Genomic DNA, 19,655 nt, shown 5'->3' with positions numbered 1-19,655 from the left:
TTAGCGTCATCCGAGGTTTTTGAAATGAATGTTTTGATCATTGGCAGCGGTGGCCGTGAACACGCCCTGGCCTGGAAAGTGGCTCAGGATCCGCGCGTGCAGAAAGTTTTCGTTGCCCCGGGCAACGCCGGCACCGCCATTGAAGCCAAGTGCGAGAACGTCGCTATCGACGTGCTCGCCCTCGAGCAGCTTGCAGATTTCGCGGAGAAAAACGTTTCCCTGACCATCGTCGGCCCGGAAGTACCGCTGGTCGCCGGTGTCGTCGATCTGTTCCGCTCCCGTGGCCTGGATTGCTTCGGGCCGACCGCTGGCGCTGCTCAGCTGGAAGGCTCGAAAGCCTTCACCAAAGACTTCCTGGCTCGCCACAAGATCCCGACTGCCGACTACCAGAACTTCACCGAGATCGAGCCAGCCCTGGCTTATCTGCGTGAAAAAGGCGCACCGATCGTGATCAAGGCCGATGGCCTGGCCGCCGGTAAAGGCGTGATCGTGGCCATGACCCTGAGCGAAGCCGAAGACGCGGTGCGCGACATGCTCGCAGGCAACGCGTTTGGCGACGCCGGTTCCCGCGTGGTGATCGAAGAGTTCCTGGATGGCGAAGAAGCCAGCTTCATCGTCATGGTCGATGGCAAGAACGTATTGCCGATGGCCACCAGTCAGGACCACAAACGCGTCGGCGACGGCGACACCGGCCCGAACACCGGCGGCATGGGCGCTTACTCCCCGGCCCCGGTCGTCACGGCCGAAGTCCACCAGCGGGTCATGGACCTGGTGATCTGGCCGACCGTGCGTGGCATGGCCGAGGAAGGTAACGTCTACACCGGTTTCCTCTATGCCGGCCTGATGATCGACAAGGCGGGTAACCCAAAAGTTATCGAGTTCAACTGCCGTTTCGGCGATCCTGAGACCCAACCGGTGATGCTGCGTTTGCAGTCGAGCCTGGTGTTGCTGGTCGAGGCCGCCCTGGCGCAAGCGCTGGACAAGGTCGAAGCGCAATGGGATCCACGTCCGAGCGTCGGCATCGTATTGGCCGCCGGCGGATACCCGGGTGACTACGCCAAAGGCGTTGCCATCAACGGCCTGGATGCAGCCGCGGCACTGGAAGGCAAAGTCTTCCATGCTGGTACTGCGCTCAAGGACGGTCAGGTGGTGACCGCCGGTGGTCGGGTGCTGTGCGCAACCGCCATGGGCACCAGCGTCGACGCAGCCCAGCAGCAAGCTTACAAACTGGCAGCTAAAATCGACTGGGAAGGCTGCTTCTACCGCAAGGACATTGGCTACCGCGCCATTGCCCGCGAGCGTGGCGAAAATCAGGAATAAGCCATCCATTCGGCCAGGCAAGGGCTTGCGGCCCTTGCCTGACTATTCCGGCGCCGCGCATAGTTATACTCTGGCATTAACCTACGAAGGGATTTCGCCGTGCGCTGGCTCAGGATTGCCATAGGCTTCACCGTCACTCTGCTGACCTTGCTCTGCATGCTCCCGGCCCAGGCCGCGCAAGGCAGTGGCTGGGCGGTATTGCTCGACGAACAGGGCGACCTGCAGCTGAGCGACATCCGTTCCAGCCGCTACACCAATCAATTCAGCCCCATCGAACTCGAGCGCCTCACCGCGGCCGCGCCCGAGGGTGCGCTATGGCTGCGTTTCAGGCTCGCGCCCGGCAAGCATGAACAGTTGCTGCGAGTGTTCGCACCGGACCTGTCGCACCTCAATCTGTATGTGCTCGACGGCGACCAGTTGATCGATCAATTGAATACCGGTGGCGGGCAGCTCCAGGCTACGCGCCCCCTCCCCAGCAGCGACTTCATGTTGCCGCTGCCACAAAGCGACAAAACCCTCGACGTTTACTTGCGGCTGGTCTCCGAACACCAGTTGCGGCCTTACATCACCCTGCAATCGGCGGTCATGACCGCGGCTACTCAGAACCTGACGCTGATCTACGGGCTGCTCTTTGGCTGCATCGCAATGCTGATCCTGCATAACCTGACCCGTTATGCCTATACACGCTCACGCAGCAGCCTCTGGCTGGCGGCGTGCGAAGTATTGTTGCTGCTCAGTCTGGTGTTGCTGCTGAATCTGGCCGGCCCATGGTTACCGAACTGGCCCTCCTTGCAGACACCTGGTGCCTACCTCGCCTTGTTGCTGACCGCACCTTGCGGCCTGATGTTCGCCTACCGTTTCTTCGCCCCTCTCGGCCCACACCCACTGAACAAGCTGCTGCTGGGCGACATCCTGCTCATCGTGGTCTGCGGTCTGCTGTTGCTGTTCGTCAACACACTGCCGCTGAACCTCATCACCTATGGGCTGGTTGCCCTGGCCGGCCTGAGCATGTTGTTCGTCAGCGCCCATCACTGGCAAAAAGGTTATCGCCCGGCGCGCCTGTTCGTGGCGGCCATGGTGGTATTCAACCTCGGCACATTGATTATTCTGCCCGCGCTGCAGGGGCTGACCCTTGTCGCGCCGCAAGGGCTGATCATTATTCTGCTGGTGTTTATCTGTATCAGTGGCCTGTTGATGAGTATTGCCTTGGGCGAGCGACAGCGCAGCATCACCGAAGACCGTTTCAGCGTCAGTCGCGATCTGGCCGCCAGCAATGCAGAGATCAACGCCAAAGCCGAATTCCTGGCGAAGATCAGCCACGAAATCCGCACCCCGATGAATGGCGTGCTGGGCATGACCGAACTACTTCTGGGCACACCGCTGTCGGTCAAGCAACGTGACTATGTGCAGACCATCCATAGCGCTGGCAACGAGCTGCTGACACTGATCAACGAAATTCTCGACATCTCCAAACTCGAGTCCGGGCAGATCGAACTGGACGACGTGCAGTTCGACCTCAACGCCCTGATCGAAGACTGCCTGAGCATCTTCCGCGCCAAGGCTGAACAGCAGAACGTCGAGCTGATCAGCTTTATCCAGCCGCAAGTACCACGCGTCATCAGCGGAGATCCGACGCGTCTGCGCCAGACCTTGCTGAGCCTGCTGGAAAACGCCCTGAAGAAAACCGACGAAGGCGAGATCCTGATCGTCGTCGCCCTCGACGAACGTAGCACCAAACCGCGACTGCGCATCGCCGTGCAGGACAGCGGCCAGCCCATGGAGGCGGAAGAACGCGACGCGCTGATGCATGCCGAACTGCACAGCAAGCACTTCCTCTCGGCCACCAGTCTGGGGGGCAATCTTGGGCTGGTCATCGCCCGTCAACTGATCCGTTTGATGCAAGGCGAGTTCGGCATCAAGAGCGGCGCCAACCAGGGCAGCACTTTGTGGCTGACCCTGCCGCTGGACCCGGACCGTCTCGAACATCCGACGTCGGACCTGGACAGCCCGTTGCAAGGCGCACGCGTACTGGTCGTGGACGACAACGACACCTGCCGCAAGGTGCTGGTGCAGCAGTGCAGCGCCTGGGGCTTGAATGTCAGCGCCGTGCCATCCGGCAAGGAGGCCCTGGCGCTGCTGCGCACCAAGGCCCATCTGCGCGATTACTTCGACGTGGTCCTGCTGGACCAGAACATGCCCGGCATGACCGGCATGCAACTGGCCGCCAAGATCAAGGAAGACCCGAGCCTGAACCATGACATTCTGCTGATCATGCTCACCGGCATCAGCAACGCCCCGAGCAAGATCATCGCGCGCAACTCCGGGATCAAGCGCATTCTCGCCAAACCGGTGGCCGGCTATACACTCAAGACCACTCTGGCGGACGAGCTGAACCAGCGCAACAAAGGCCTGTCCGTCTCCCAGCAACTGCCCACCGGCCCAACCCTTCCGGTCAAGGTGCCCAGCGATTTCCGCATTCTGGTGGCCGAAGACAACAGCATTTCGACCAAGGTCATACGCGGCATGCTGGGCAAGCTCAACCTGCAACCGGACACCGCCAGCAATGGCGAAGAAGCCCTGATGGCGATGAAGGCCCAGCGCTACGACCTGGTGCTGATGGACTGCGAAATGCCGATCCTCGACGGCTTCTCCGCCACCCAGCAGCTGCGTGCCTGGGAAGTCGGCAATCAGCGGATACGCACCCCCGTGGTAGCGCTGACCGCACACATCCTCGCCGAGCACAAAGAGCGCGCGCGCCAGGCCGGCATGGACGGGCACATGGCCAAACCGGTCGAGCTGTCGCAGTTGCGCGACCTGATCGAACACTGGGTTGCCCAGCGTGATCAGCAGAACCGTGCAGCGGTTCAGACCTCCTGAGCCGACAGACCCCGCAGCGCCTGATAGACTCCCCACGACGTCCCTCGCCAGTGAGCTTGCCATGCTCCATGTGTTGTTCAGCGTTTACCTGAAGATGCTGGTGCTCTACAGCCCGTTCTTCGTGTTGTCTTGCTTCATCAGCCTGACCCGCGGCTATTCGCGCAAGGAGCAACGACGCCTGGCCTGGAAAGTGGCGACCGCCACGCTGGTTTCCAGCGTCTTGCTGTACCTGTTCGGGCGGGTGATTTTCAATGTCTTCGGCATCACCGTGGACGCCTTCCGCATCGGCGCTGGCAGTGTGCTGTTCATCTCGGCGCTGGGCATGGCCCAGGGCAAGTCGGCAGTGCAGACCGATAACGTGCAGCAGGATGTGACCATCGTTCCGCTGACCATTCCGCTGACCGTCGGCCCCGGCACCATCGGTGCGCTGTTGGTGATGGGCGTGAGCCAGCCGCACTGGGACGACAAACTCACCGCGATCCTCAGTATTGCCCTGGCCAGTTTCACGGTCGGCGTGGTGCTTTATTTGTCCAACCGGATAGAACGGATTCTCGGCGATCAGGGCTTGCAGATTGTCAGCCGACTGATGGGGTTGTTTGTCTGCGCGCTGGCGGCGCAGATTATTTTTACCGGGGTGAAGGGCTATCTCGTGCCTGGCGCCGGTGCCTCATGAAAAAGGCTGCGTGGAATCAACCCCGCAGCCTCGCGTAACCCCCAGAGACAGATTGCCCGCTTCCGGGTCTACGCCTCGACGGCCTTCGCCAGCAGTTTCACCAGCTCAAGACTGACACCCTCCTCCAGGTCCTGCATCAGATCCTCAAGGGTGACGAACAGCGGATCGCCGGAAACATTGATCAGCAGTTCAAACGTGTCCCGCGATTCCGCTCCGGCGGACTCGACACTTCGAAAAACCAGGCTACGCCCGTCATCTGGATCGGTCAGCAACAAATGCCCCTCGGCCAGCGTGATCCGCCAGTGATCCATAGGCGGCAGTTGCACGATCAATTGGCGCTTTCGGGGTGCTGGCTGATGAAAGTCGATGATCAGGCAGTCGAGCCGTAACCAGGCGGCTTCTGAGATCAGGCATGTCATCCCGCCATTGAGACCCAACACCAGTGTGGTGACACCGTCCGGAATCAGCATCAGCAAGTCCTCGATATTGTCCCGGGTCTGGATCGTCATTACCTGGGCCGTTCGACTCACCGTGTCTGCATACATCCAGACATCATGGTCCGGCACCAGCCATGCACCGTTTCTGTTACTGAACACCTCATGGGTGATGGTGTTGTACAGCAGCGCAATTTCGCCATTGCGCACACCCAGATAAGCAGGCCAATGCCCGTTGGTTTGTACGGTCGAGTAGTACAGGCGCCTGGCACTTGTGTCATACCAGGCAAAGAGATCATCGAATCTGCCCGCCGTTAAAACAGGTGCGTGGGAGCGGCCGGCAATCAACTGGAGCAGCTTGTTTTCCCGCGCCTGCCGGGTGCCAAGACCAAAGAAGAAATCGCTTTCGACACCGACGATACGAGGTGCTTCACCTTCAAACAGCTCGATCCATACATGCTCTCGGGTCAGGCCACGCAATCCCGCGCCTTCGGGTGCGATCCGGGTGAAAGACCATTGCGCAGCTACCCGCTGCATTGCCGGCAGCCGATCTCGATGCAACAGGCGCGTGCCGTTGGCAAAGGCCGCCGCAAATGCTTCGGGCTCCATGAAGGGCTGACGATAGACCTGCCCCGAGGCCGAATCCCATAACCATGCAGCCTTTTTGTCCGGGGTCTGCGCCAATAGCTGTACGGATTGATTCGGCCTCATGTCGGCAATCAGCATGCGCCGCCCCAGGCACCAGACACGCAGGAACGCATTGCCCGGGACATTCTGCACACCCGACACTTCAAAACCGTCGGCGGCCAACGCTTCGGCAAGTGCCAGAACGCTCGCGTGCCATTCGAAACCATCACCTGCAGCCGCTGCGGCCTGTGCCAGCCAGTCCCCGCTCAGCGCGACAAGCTGCGATTCATCAGTCCTGCTCAGTTGAAACAGCATGCCGTCCTGAGTGAGCGCAATGTGGCGCTGCTCCTGGTAAAACACCTCGACCACCTCGTGAGGCAGAATCTTTGTAGCAGACGCGGACGGCTCGTCATTCTGCGCCGTCACTCGCTGTCGGTAGAGACTGCGATGGCGCTGATCATAGAACAGGAACGTATCGCCGTCGGCGTCCTGGGTGTTCAGCAAAATCAGACTGCCAGAGTCCGCCTCCAGGTTTGGCCGAATCACGAGCCCGTCATCCCGTCGCAACCAGAGGCTGATGGGGTTGCGAGAATCCTCGTGCCAATAGGTGATTGAGGTCAGGGGAGCGCATTGATAATCCACGACACTCACGGCATCGAAAGGCGCGAGCTTCGAATTGCGCACCATCAATTCGTAATCCCAAAAGAAATACGCAAGGGAGACCGTGTTCCTGCGTTGCAGCAATGCCTTCTGGCCCTCGGTCAGAGCGCCTATGACAGAAAACAGCGAGAGGTCATTTGCGCCGAGCAGGTAAGTCATCTTCATGTCACGACCGTTACGCAGCACGACTTTCTGAACGATCCGCATCAGCCCTCCCTCCAGTTCCTGGAAGGCCGAAATCCTTGAGCCCGGCACTGGATCCATCAACCGGTAAATCCGGTTGACCTGCCCGGTGGTCACATCCGTCCGCCAGATCAGAACATCATCGGGGACATAGTAGTACGCGTACTTGTCGACAATGGCGCCCAGGCAAGCGACTTTCTGATAGGCCGGATCCAGGCCACGGACAAACAGGAAACGGTCTTCGTTGCGGTCGTATTGGGCCGTGGTGTAAACCGGTTTGAGGGGATCGCTGTAGGGAACAGGAAAATCCCGCACAGTCGTGTAGCGACCGGCCAGACGCATGGAACGCGCGAGCTCGCGGATAGACGCCTGTGCAGCGGAAGCATTACCGCCCGAGCCGATCGCGATCTCGGAGATGAGCAAGCTTCCCTGCTCCCAGTCCACTTGATACGACTGCTTGTCCAGTTGCAAAAGCAAAGGCGACTGGTCAGGGACATGGACCTGGATCGCGCCCAACTGCACACGAGCCCCTTCAATTTTCACGTCGCTCTCAGCCAGCCAGGTTGCACTCAATGCCCAGGCCATTGACGGCGCATCCGTGGTCTTTATAAGCGTGATCGCCCGGACACCCTCGGCCAGCACCATCGTGCATTGCCCACCCCTCCCCAGAATTTCGTAGGACAGGTAATTGTGCAGCTCTCTTGGCAATTTCGGCACGTGGAGAAAGCGGTTCCTGCGATCCAGTACTACGTTGATCAACGTCTCCGCGTAATTGGGTATCAGTTGATGCAGCACGTATTCGCTCGGGAACCTGTAGAAACTGAACCAGAACTGGCGCTCCCCTGCACTGTCGTACTCGAGTTTCAGCGCCGTTTCAAAATGCTCCCTGCGGGAGGTCGAGCCTGGCAGTGCCTTATAGTCGAATCCGAAGTAGCAATGCGGCATGCACGGGAGCACGACAACATCAAAGTCTGCGGCATCGGGAAGCGTGCTTTCGTATGCATAGCCGAGCGACTCACGGATGCTGATCGACAATAACCGATCCGGATTGCCCTTCGGCGGATGCAACTCATGGGGAATGGCCGCGTATATATCCAGGACGCCGCCGTAACGCAGTAGCCGTGCACCGAGGTCCAAGTGTGTGACGACGACATAGGGGCTGATACACAGCGCATCGTCGATCCGCGAAAACCCGCCGCTGCGATAACCCTGATCAATCAGATTCAAATACTTGCCGACCTGTCGGGCCCGCTCCAGTATTCCGCTGAAACCTTCGACCAACGCACCGATGCCGACCGCCAGCCCCCCCAGAATGACACTCGCCCCACCCAGAAACGCAGCCGCGGTGCCGGCTCCGACCAGGGATGCGCCAAGCCCGCCCAGCCCTGCCACCAGGCCTGCGGAATCGAACGCCAGTTGGGTAGCGAACTGGGCAATCTGAGCTTCATTCTCGGCATTGGCCAGCAGATAAATATCGAATCCGACCGCAGCCAATTGAAGAATATTGCCTACCCCTTCATTGGCCACGTGCCCCAAGGCATTGATCACCACCGACGAGGTGGTTTTGGCGACCAATAGGCTGTTAGTGAACGCGATACGCACCAGATTGATCAGCTCCACAACATCCACCACGATGCCGTGGGTCAGTTGTGCATAAGACAGGTAGCCATGCAGGCGCACCGCAGACGTTAATGCCGTCGTCCCGTTTCTGGAGGACTCCCGATCCTTCAGAGCGAACAACAAGGCCTGAATGGCGAATCCGGCATTGAGCGTATGAACGGCACCCGCATCGGTCGGATCAACCACACCGGGGCGGGGCGCCTTGACCGACAGCGCCTGGTAAATGTCTGTCAGGTGAGATTTGATCGTGTCCAGATGCAGGTCATCGGTCACGACTCTGCGGGTCTGACCGGCGTCCCTGGCATTGACCAGGGTAATTTCACGCTGGCCTGTCGCACTGGTCTTCAATGACTCGAAGACCGGCACAAAGTCACGACTCAACTGATGCTCTGCCTGCAAGCGAGTGGTGGCGCTTTCGATCTGCCGCGCCCAACCCTGGGCGTCCAGCCGCGCCAGGCCATCACCCAGCCGGGCATTTTCCGACAATGAACGGACACGTAATGCCGCGTGATGCTGCCAAGGCTCAACTGACCGTCCACCGACCATCTGCTCGCGACTCAGCAAATCGCCGACAGTCACTCGCGAAGGCAAAGGCTTTTCGGCAATGCTCGAACCGTTGAGATCTATCACATCGAAAGACGCATTCGACATCTCGCCGAGGCCATAGAGCCTGGCAATCACGTCATCCTGCAAAAAGTTGTTGATGCCTTGCTGCAGATCCTCTGCCCGCATGAAAGCAAACAGGCCGAAATTGGGGTCATAAAATCGATAGGATGTCTCTCCGTGCTCCACGACCTTGCTCACCAGCATCGAGTGATTGTCAGTGTTGAGCATCAAGCTACCGGTGGAGCTTTTCGCTTCCAGTGCCTGCATGGCCACGCCCAGATTCACAGCCGCCGTTTTTTCGCCGAACTGCGACATGGGAAGGCCGCGCAACTCATCCAGAACATGAAGCAGCGCATGGGTTTCAGCGGCATCAGGCGTGAGGTTGGCAATCGCCAGTTTGCCGATCAAGGCCCGCTCTGTCGTGTGGCCACTTTCAAGCGCTGCGGCCATGACCAGCGCCAGCGGATAACAACGCCGACCCGGATCTCCACTGCCGCGTACCAGCAGCTCCTGTGGCGCCTGTTTGACAGAGTCGGCCCCGGCCTGGAAAAACCGTTCACGGACTGAATGCCCTCGGCGCAGAATCGACGCCCGGTATTCGTTTCTGGTGGCCGTTTCGATTCTGTGGACGTGCTCCCCCCACTGCCGCACGCTCAATGGTTCGGCAAGGGCCTGGGCCTTCAGTACCCGCGAGTTTTCTGAAACCTGCCCGGACAGGGATGAGGCATTGTGGCCGGCTTCGAACATCGCCGGACGCCGGTTGAACAGGGTCTGCTCGATCAAGTCGTAACGTGCGAATAACCCGCGATCCTGAGTGCTTTCGGCGAGGGCGACCGTCTCCTTCCAGGCAGGTGCGAACCCCTCCTGATCCAGAGTGGGTGCACCGAACAGGCCGCCAAATACGACACGGTGCAGCGGGCTCAACTGCTCCGCAGGCAACTTGCCGCCAGCGATACGCGCCAACGCCTCGTTCATACTGCCAAGCGACTCGGCGCCTATCGATATAGGAAGCTCGCTGGCCGGTTGCGCCAGGATTTTCTGTCGTGTCTCAAAGTCGAGGGCAATGCGATCGTTGAACGTGATGTCGCCGCTCAACTTGTCATTCATCGCGCGCCTGAAGGGTTCGCCCAGATCATCAAGCAGCTGTTGCAGCACCGATGTCAGCAACACGGGTTTGCCTTCGATCACCGGCCAGCCCTGCTTAAACGTCAACGTCCGGCTGTTGAGCAGCTCATTTACGTTGCCCTTGTAATGGTTGTTGTAGAAGCCTTCCTTAATTCTCTTCGTTTCCAGTTCAAACCAATCCGGTTCTGTCTTGGCGTTGTCCTTCCAGCTATGGTGGGTCTCCTCTTCGGTCGCCAGATTGAAGCCGTCAAAAAGATCGACCCGGTCACTGATTGGCTGACGGGCACTGGCCATCAGCTGCTCATTGACGAAATCGCTCAATCCATTCGATACCGCTGATGGCCCGCTCATGACGATGGCCGATTGGGCACCGAATTTGATGCCATCGGCGTCGTAGTTCATAACAGCCTGCGAGAACTGGTCGTGAGCGCGCAAAGCGTCGCCCCAATCTGATATCGGGCCGTACAGCTTCTCCATCTCACGGATAATCAGTTCGGGGAACGCATTGCGATCCTCAAGCGAGATGTGGCCTTTTTTAGACTGCTCTACCACCCGGTCTCTGAAGGCATAGTTATTGCGGATTTTATTCATGATCGCGGCAAGTGCCGCAGACCCTGCATGAGCGCTCAACAATGCGTTGGAAAGACCATTGAAGGGTGTGTGGTTTGTAAACTGGTGAGGACTGTTCTTGTTGCCGGCACGCACCCCGTCCGCAGAGACCAGCACATCATTGAACGGCGCAAAAATGTCCCCCAATGACGATACGTTTTTTGCAAACCCGGTTATTGCATCGTTGTTGTCCGCCGGGACAAAGCGGCGCTTGTCAGCATACTGCGAGCCCCGATTCGGCAGCAGTTGCGGATTGTGATCAAGCAATAACTGCATCACACCTATTCGCGCTTCGGCATCAAAACCGGTGAGATCCACCCCACCGATTTTTTCATGCAGGGATGGCAGCAGATCGGCATCAAGGTAGGTGCCGCCTTCAATCTTCAGAGCCTGCAGACGTGTGATATCCGATGCCGCCGCCAAATTGGTGCGAAAGGATATTTCGCGCTCATAAATATCGAACAACGGTTGATCGGATAGCTGCGTGCGAATGTCGCGCAGCAAAATCCCCTTGTGCCCTACAGCCTCCAGCGATTGCAGGTTCCGTGCCTTGAGTGCCTTGAGCGTACTTTCATCCTGGCCATAGGCACTCACCAACAGATCAATTCGTGCCTGATCGGCACTTCCGCCTTCACCGAGGACCCGCTGGATATGTTCAAACATCTGTTGACGAAGTGCGCGTGCTCGTTCGATATAACGATTGGCCAATGTATTGGGTGTATCTGCCATATCTTGAGGTGCGGACATGGCGCCCGAGGCCTTGGCCGACTCAACAATGACTCGATTGGTTTCATGGGCTAACAGTCCGTCGCTGTCGTACCAGAGATTGAGGCTATACCCATCAGGCCCCACCATCTGTTTCCAGACGTTGATGTAATCGCCCTGGATAGCACCAATACCTCCACCCACCCAGACAAAATGCAATTTCTTGGGAACGGGTCTGGCAGAACTTAGCATTCCCACAGTAGTGGACAAGCGAAGATGGTATTCGGCCAGTTTGCCTTGAACTTGCTGCACTGCGCTATTCGAGGCTTTCGGAATGGAGCCGATAGTTTCCTTGAGCAAACTGACCGCTGTCAGTTGTTCGGCAAGGCTGGAGGCCTGGACAGCACCTTCGTAGTAACGCAAGGCATTGCCCTGAGACTCTACATTGAGGAAACGTTTTATTACGGCCTCTAACTCAACCCACTCAAGCGCCTTCGCCCAGTCGCGCCCCATCCGTATTTCTTTCTCACTGCTCAACTTAATATCCTTTTAAATCGGCTGATATCTTTTTAAAAACTCACATCAGGATTTGCATACTCAAGAACCGTCAACCTGGAAAAACTTCCAAATCTCAGCTCAAGGCTATCCCGCCAGACTGCTTTCCAACTCAGCAGGCGCTATGGTGAGAAGTTCACCCAGCGTTGCACTGGCATGCAGGCTCTGCCAAGCGACCAGCCTCTGCACCAGTGTCGAAACGGCATAGGGTCGATGCCCTTCGAACCCGAGCAAGACTTCGCCGCGCAAGTTGACATCCGTCGCATACACTTCACGAAAGATCACACTGTGCCCGCTGTCCGGGTCAATGATCACCAAGTGTTCCTGGACGATACTCAGCAACAGCTTTTCAGGAGTATCCAGCTCCCAGATCAACTTGCCGGGAATCGTTTCCACACTACCCAGCGAGTGCCGGCAGTCGAGAATGACCAACTCGAGCCTCCGCCAGGCAGCCTTCGACAACCGGTAACTTACCGCACCTTGCCCCATGCGCAGGATCAGGCTCGTGACATCGTCGGGCATCAGCGGCAGTACATCGCCGATCTTCATCTGACCTTCAATGACCAGTACCTCGGCATTACGCTGGACATAACTGAGTGGTCCCGCATGCCCCATGCCCGGGTACGTCAGCAGCAGTCCCTCCTTGTCTTCATGAAGCAATACACTGGTTTGCCGTTGCGTTCCCAGCAGCTCGAAGGCCTCTGGAATCGCGGCCTTTGGCACCCGAATAAAACGTTCGGTATCGGCCACGAACCACGTCAAGCTCCCGGGTTCCTCCACCGAAAGCAGCGCGGCATGAGGTTGGCTGTCCGCCAGTTGTTTAAGGGCTTCGTACGCTCGCCCCTTCTGAGTCATGACCCACTCAAGGGTGACGCCGGTGATCAACGCCGGTTCTTGATAAGGCAGCTCGAGCACCACACCTTCACGTGTCATACCGCGCAGTCCGCCGCCCTCAACCGTCACCTCGGCAAATTGCCAAGGCGCCCATTCACGCTCGGCGGCGGGTAGCGCGTCAGCCAGTAGCAATCGCGAGCCTTGGCCGAATGCAGGTTCCAGTCGCTGCGGATCGATGAACGCCTGACGATAGACTTCGCCACTCGAAACATCGAACAACCAGGCCGCCTCGCTATCAGGGGTAACGCTGAGCAGGCGCACTTCTTTTCCATGGCCCAGATCAGCCAGCAACAATCGATTGCCAACGTACCAGGCGCACAACCTGGCGTCGCCGTTGAAGTTGCTCAGGCCAACAAGGGCAAAATGCTCGGCCACGTGTTGCCGGGCAAGCGGTTCCAAAGCGGACCACCAGTGCATCCGATCCTTGAACCACGACTCGCCAAGGCCTCCCAGCGTCAGGTACCCCTGGGGGGTCAGGTTGAAGAACAGGCCCTCCGACGTCAGCGCCAGGTACCCACCTTCGACTGCCACGACATTTACCAGCTTCGCGGGCTGTTCCCATGTATGGGACCAATGCCCTTTGCCATCCACCAGGGTACGTTGCTTGCGGCACAGCTGCTGCTTGAGCCTGTCGTAGATGACAAACACATCGCTGCCGTCAGCCGGTGCGAGCAACGTCAGATCAGTCATGTTCTTGATCGAATCTGCCCAGCCGCGCCCGCGATGGAGCCGTGGAGTGGGACGGATGATCAGGTGGTCACTGTGACGAACCCAGGCCATGTCCCGCGCCTTTGCTTCGAATTTCCAGCAGACCGAAACAAAGGGGGCCGGCTGCCAGTCGACGGTAACAAAGGCATCATTGTCGACAGGCTTAAAGGTGTAATAGCTGCCAAGTACCTGCGACCAGTCGGCCAGTGTGTTGCTGGCACTGAAGACTGATTCCAGCGCCGGATCCATGTCGCGGGTGACCGAGCTCAGCAGCAGTTGTCCGTCATGGATCACGTAGATCAGTACATCGTTGGCCTTATCCTCGTGAGCGATTTCCTGTACGACGTGAATCACCCCCTGCGCGTCCGCCTCTACGCTCTTGATGGTGGCTCCCGTGTATTTAGGCAGCAACCGATAACGATGACTGAGCAGCCCGGTGACCGCGTCGACTTGCCATATCAAGAAATTCTGCGGTTCGTAGTAATAGGCGTAGCCACCAGCCACCGTCCCCAGCAATGCTTCATCGGCGCCCACTACCTCGTCGTTGCGGATGTACAGGAAGCGATCCTCCTTGGCGTCGTACCAGGCGGTTGTGTACCGGGGCTCATCCGGCCTCTCGAATGGAATCAGATAGTTATGCACCGGCGTATACGGCATCACCAAATGATGCTCTTGAGCCAGGGTCTTGAGATGTTCCTGCAACGTCCGCCGATCCATGCCCGGGGGCACATCCTGCTCGACGAGGTTCATCTGCCGTTTTCCGCGATCGAGCTGGAACAGCTGATTGTTGCTGATCCGGATCAGAACGTCATGAAGACCTCGGCCCGTGAACGCCACCTTGACGGTGCCGATCTGCAGACCCGTAGACCCGTCCAGAACAACGTCGCTCTCGCTGGCCCACGCCGCCTCCAGCACCCATCGGGAGGTAGTAACGCTGGGTGACTCAAGTGTCAGACTCACCCCGGGATTGAGCACCAATGCACATTGCTTGCCGGCGCCCTGAATCCGATAGGCGACTTTCCCATGCCATGCCGGGGGCAGAACCGGTACCACCAGCGAGCGCTCGACGGCATCGAGCAGCACATCGATCACTGTTGGTCGATAGGCCGGGAACAGGCGATAAAGGATGTACTCACTCGGAAACGAATAGAAGGAAAACAGGAACAGCCATCCGCCGTCCGCTTTCTTTTTCTCCAGACGCCGGGCCGTATCGAACCCGCTGTCATGGCGCAGCGTTGCGAAGGGCAGCGCCTTGTACTCATAGCTGTAACAGGTTTGTGGTGTACAGGGCAGCACAATGACTTGCCCGGTGGGCGGAGTGAATTTTATCTGGCTAGGAAGGTCCAGCTCCCGACGTATATTGATCGCCCGTTCGTAATCGTTGTCAAAGGTCGGCACTCCGAAATGATCGCGTAGCGGGTACAGCTTGGGGCTGTCGAGCAGCAGCTTGCCGGCGGCCAGATCCAGCGTCTGGACGATCAGCGATGAACGGGGTACCCATGCGGCCAAAGCGCTGTCGAATCGATAGCCTTGACGATGAGCCTTCTCGATTTCATCGAAAAACAGCCCGACCTGTTTGGCTTCTTCGGCAATGGTGGCAAAGCCCTGAACCAGCGCCGCCACCCCCACTGCCAACCCCGCCAGAATCACGGCTGCCCCGCCCAGAAACGCCCCGGCGATGGTGGCGCCGGCAGCGTAAGCGCCCACCGCCAACACCAGACTGGCCGAGTCGAAAGCCAGTTGCGTCCCGAACTGGGCGCGCTCGACATCGTTTTTCGCAGTCGCCAATTGATAAATGTCGAAACCGACATTCGCCAACTGCAACAGTCCTCCGGTCGCTTCACCCACGGCAGGCCCCACAGCCGCTTTGACCACTGGCGCGACGGTATGGGCGATCAATTTCTCTTCAGCCAGTGCCTGCCGGGCCAGACCCACCAGGCCCGCTATGTCGACAACGTTGCCATGCACCAACTGTGCGTAGTTGACATAAGCGTGCAACCGGACAGCCAGGGTCAGAGATCGATCAGGTCCTTCCCTCCCCTTCAACGCGTTCATCAGCGCTTGTATGGCGAAGCCGGCGTTCAAGGTATGGACGCTACCCACATCGGTGGGATCGACGGGATCGCCCGGGACGGACGACTTATTGGCCAAGGCTGCAAAACGTTCCGAGAGGTAGCTTTTAATGCGCAAGAGTCGATGGTCGTCGGTGATGACTCGTACCACGCGCTCAGGGTTTGCAGGGTCGATCAGGCTCATCCGGTATGTCCCGTCCGGCGTGATCTCCAGGGTTTCGAACAACGGCACAAGCTGTGGTGCCAACTGATTCTGCTGCCGGAGGCGAGTTGTCACTTGCTCGATTTGTTGCCCCCACCAATGACTGTCCAGCGCCAATAGACAACTGCCCAGACGATCGTTACTCATCAATGATTGTCCGCGGGCACTGGCCAGACGCTGCCTGACTGGGCGTTGCGACTGTCCCGGCAACGTGCCGGGTTGCAGCAGTTCCGAGACCCTAATTGCGCCCGGCAATGCCACTCCCGACACCCGCGCGCCTTCCAGTTCGATCAGATCGAAAGTCGGACGGGACTCATTACCATAGGCCGCGTAATGCCTGGCCATCTTCTGTTCAAGGAAGAACTGCACCAGCGCCTGCCTGAACAGCGTCGGGTCCTCGAACTCGAATACGCCAAAATTCGGATCGTAAAAGTGATACGTGCTGCGCTCGCCCTCAATGGTTTTAGCCACCAGCATGGCGTGATTATCGGAGTTGAGCATCAGCGTACTGGTGGCTGTTCTGGCTTCTAGAATGTCCACGACCTGATTCAGATCCGAGCGCGCCAGCGCGTTGCCCACCTCATTGAGCTGTACATCCCGCAACGCCTCCAGGCTCTGCAGAAAGATCGCTGAATCGCTCCCTTGCGGCTCGATAACCCCCAGATAGAATCGCTCACGCAAGGTGTTGGCCGCGGCCTTCCCCTCCGATAACGCTGCCGCCATCACCAGGGCCAGTGGATAACAACGTCCGCCCACCGAGTCACCGACGCCCTGCAAGAGTAAATCCTGCGGCACAAGCTTGATGGTGCCCGCTTCAAAACCGTCCAGAACAACACCGACGCGCTCGACAACCTGGTCACGGTATTCAAGTTTCGCCACCTGCTGGATTCTGGCGATGTGCTTGCCCCACTGGCGCAAAGTCAACGGTTGTTCCAGCGCATTTTTCTTCAGCCCCAGAGCAGTTTCCGAATGCACCGGCGGATGATCGGCAGGGCTGGCAAGCCCGGCCAGAAACGCCGGAGCCTGATGTTGGTAAAGCATGTGTTCGATCGCCGCGTAGCGGCCCGCCGTCCCCAGTTCACCGAAGCTGTTGGCGAGGTTTTCCAGTTGCGGGCGAACCGCGTCAAAGCTGCGATTATCCAATGCCTGCGCACCGGTCAAGGCGCCGAGCAGCAGACGCTGCAAGGGACTCAACTGGACGACTTCAACCGTGCCCTTGGCAAGTCCGCTCAGAAGTTCATCGATAGGCAGCTGTTGCGTCTGCGGATCACTCAATGATGCAGGCGGCCGTGCATCGGTACGTTGGGCAAGGATCGACTGGCGATCATCGAAGCTCAGTGGCACAGCCTTGTCGAAGATCACCGCACCGTTATGGCTACGATTCATCATGCGCATGAACGGCTCGCCCAGCTCGTCAGCCAGATGCTGCAACAGGTTCGTGGACAGTACATGGCGCCCCTCGATTACCGGCCAGCCTTCCTCAAACTCAATGCTCTGGTGCTTGAGCAGTTCTGCCATGTGTCCTGTGTAGCGGGCTTTCAGTTCGCCATCGGTCCAACGCTTTTTTTCCGCTTCGAACCAGGCCTCCGTATTCTCAGCATTTTCTTTCCACGAGTGGTCCCTATCCTCCTCCGTAGCGTTGTTGAACCCGGAGTGCAACCGCATGGCATCCCGAAATGCGTCAGCGCCCCCCGGCGTCAAGAACTTGCTTTCGAAGTCCAACAGACCGGCACGCACAGCCCCCGGTCCCGTCAAGAATATCGACCCCTGGGCGTTGGGACGGATGCCGTCACTGAAGTAATCGGCGATCCCCCTACACAAGTCACTGGCGCGAAAATCCTCTCTGCCGGCTTTTTCGTCGACGATATCGAATTCGTTCCTGAGCACTTCCTCCGTTAGCCCATACATGCCATCGCCATCGTAGTTTTTGATTTTGCGCTTGTCGGCCTCGAGCGCAACCGCGAGCAGTACACGCCGGTGGATCTCGAAGCGTTCGATGATGGCTTCCAGCGCAGCTGATCCGGGATGGCTAATAATCAGCGCGTTGGACTCGCCATTGTCGATCATCGCCAACCGTAAACTGTCGGGCCGAACATAACGTTCATCGAACGAAACAAATACCTGCTCTAACGAAGGTGCGCTTTTGGCAAACTTTTCCAGCGCTTCGCGATGTGCCTCAGGGATTCGTTTGGAGTAGTCGGTATAGCGACTGCGCAGCGTCTGGCGACCCGGCATCCATTGAGGATTGTGGTCCAGCAACAATTGCAGAATACCCAGCCTTGCGTCGAACTCTAGCTGGCTAATGTCAATGCCAGCCATGTTCTGAGCAAGCGGCGGCAAGAAATCCACGTCGCTGTAGATCCCGCCCTCACCCTGTTCTACCAGCACCCGCACAATGTCCGAGGCTGCCGCGAGATTGCCGCGCAAGGACATTTCACGGTTATAGAAATCACTCAGTCGAGAGAATGCCTGGAGTTCATGAACATCGCGCAACCGGATGTGTTCGTCATTGAGACTGCCCATGACTTGAGCATTTTTATCCCTTAACGTGCGCAGGGTTACCTCGTCTTGCCCGTAGCCGCGAACCAGCAAGTCTATTCGCGCCTGATCAGCACTCTGACCGAGTTCGGTTGCCTTATTGATGTGCATATACATCTGGCGCTTCAACGCAGTGGCTCGCTCTTCATACCGATCTGCCAAATCATGACCGGTAGTAACCTTTAGCCCATCGCCGGACAACACATCAGCCTTCGCCGCCTCGACAATGATTCGGTTGGTTTCGTGAACCAGTAGCCCATCGCTGTCATACCAGACATTCAGCTGGTAGCCGTCCTTGGCCATCACCCGCTTCCAGATATTGATGTAGTCGCGCTGAATCGCCCCGACACCGCCGCCCAGCCAGACAAAGTGCAGATTCTTCGGCACTTCGGTGGCGGGTAACTTCAGCTGTTCGAGGCCGTTGTGCAGGCGCGTCTCAAAACCCTCGACTCTGTTGTAGAGGTCCGCCAAATCAGGAGTCCCGGCAACACCAGGACTCATGGGCAGTTCCGATTCTGCCGCGCGGCGGCGCCGGCTACTTCCTTCCAAGGCACCCAAAGCCTGCTTGAGCAGACCCAATGGCTCCAACATTTGTGGAGAGTCCAGCACGCCGAAACACCCGAAGTAATATCGGAGCACCGCATCGTATTGATCGGTACCCTTGTACGATATCAAGGCCTGTTCAAGGTCGCCACGATTAAACAGATCCACAAAATTGACATAGCCATCCGCAACAGAAAACTTAGACTCACTCATAAACAACACTTCCATTTATCGTATATAAATAGCCGGGATCGACTCTGGACAATGATGATTCCAACTCAGACACTCACACTTATTCTCAATAAAAAAGTGTCACCCCTTCTGAGCAAACCTCGAAATATCAATACGCTTAAGACCGAAAAAATACTACATCAACCTTCCACACCCAATTAACACCAACAAAGTGCAAAACAAAACTAACCCACCACCCAAACACAGCTCAACTCACAAGGAATTCAATTAATTACAAAGCCAATACCACACCCACTGTTACAGACTTAACTCACACCGCTTCATTTACTGATGACATACACATTAGAGCCCCGAAAAAGGCCTGCATAAGCCCGACCTTATAACAGTCGTCTTAAACCATGAATCGTCACACCTTGAAAAACACCCGCATCAAAGTAGAACTTCCTACAATGCAAGATCAAAGTTCTTCCTGGACAGACGACCCAGTCCCACTCAAACAACCGAACAGGCTT

At 57.8% G+C, this 19,655-nt stretch carries 5 protein-coding genes; 3 read left to right on the top strand and 2 right to left on the bottom strand.

Annotated features, from left to right (window positions below):
* Positions 1 to 24: 24 nt before the first annotated feature.
* The 3 genes from purD to TU81_RS17795 all read left to right on the top strand — a co-directional run bounded on the left by purD (position 25) and on the right by TU81_RS17795 (position 4,870).
* Positions 25 to 1,320: a phosphoribosylamine--glycine ligase gene (gene purD, locus TU81_RS17805; RefSeq protein ID WP_048396180.1), complete on the top strand. Its 1,296-nt coding sequence runs from the start codon at positions 25 to 27 to the stop codon at positions 1,318 to 1,320.
* Between the two features lie 99 nt (positions 1,321 to 1,419).
* On the top strand, positions 1,420 to 4,197 hold the full coding sequence (locus TU81_RS17800) for a hybrid sensor histidine kinase/response regulator (RefSeq protein WP_038978775.1): 2,778 nt from the start codon (positions 1,420 to 1,422) through the stop codon (positions 4,195 to 4,197).
* Positions 4,198 to 4,258: 61 nt separating this feature from the next.
* Positions 4,259 to 4,870, top strand: coding sequence for a MarC family protein (locus tag TU81_RS17795; protein ID WP_038978774.1), 612 nt, complete (start codon positions 4,259 to 4,261; stop codon positions 4,868 to 4,870).
* A 68-nt stretch (positions 4,871 to 4,938) separates the two neighbouring features.
* Here the strand turns inward: TU81_RS17795 and TU81_RS17790 are convergent, their stop codons facing one another.
* Together TU81_RS17790 and TU81_RS17785 are read right to left on the bottom strand one after the other, a co-directional pair.
* The gene (locus TU81_RS17790) at positions 4,939 to 11,976 is read right to left on the bottom strand and encodes a TcdA/TcdB pore-forming domain-containing protein (protein WP_231983807.1); all 7,038 of its coding nucleotides are present in this window, start codon (positions 11,974 to 11,976) and stop codon (positions 4,939 to 4,941) included.
* Between the two features lie 105 nt (positions 11,977 to 12,081).
* Entirely contained in the window at positions 12,082 to 19,164 is a 7,083-nt protein-coding gene (locus TU81_RS17785; RefSeq protein WP_048396179.1) for a TcdA/TcdB pore-forming domain-containing protein, read from the bottom strand.
* Positions 19,165 to 19,655: the final 491 nt, after the last annotated feature.

The organism is Pseudomonas lini, assembly GCF_001042905.1.
In the GTDB taxonomy this organism is placed as follows: domain Bacteria; phylum Pseudomonadota; class Gammaproteobacteria; order Pseudomonadales; family Pseudomonadaceae; genus Aquipseudomonas; species Aquipseudomonas lini.
This window is presented reverse-complemented; position numbering and strand designations above follow the sequence as displayed.

What these genes read in the sequence shown, in the direction of transcription:
- purD (WP_048396180.1), top strand. Translation starts at nt 25, where the DNA reads ATGAATGTTTTGATCATTGGCAGCGGTGGCCGTGAACACGCCCTGGCC.
- TU81_RS17795 (WP_038978774.1), top strand. Translation starts at nt 4,259, where the DNA reads ATGCTCCATGTGTTGTTCAGCGTTTACCTGAAGATGCTGGTGCTCTAC.
- TU81_RS17785 (WP_048396179.1), bottom strand. Translation starts at nt 19,164, where the DNA reads ATGAGTGAGTCTAAGTTTTCTGTTGCGGATGGCTATGTCAATTTTGTG.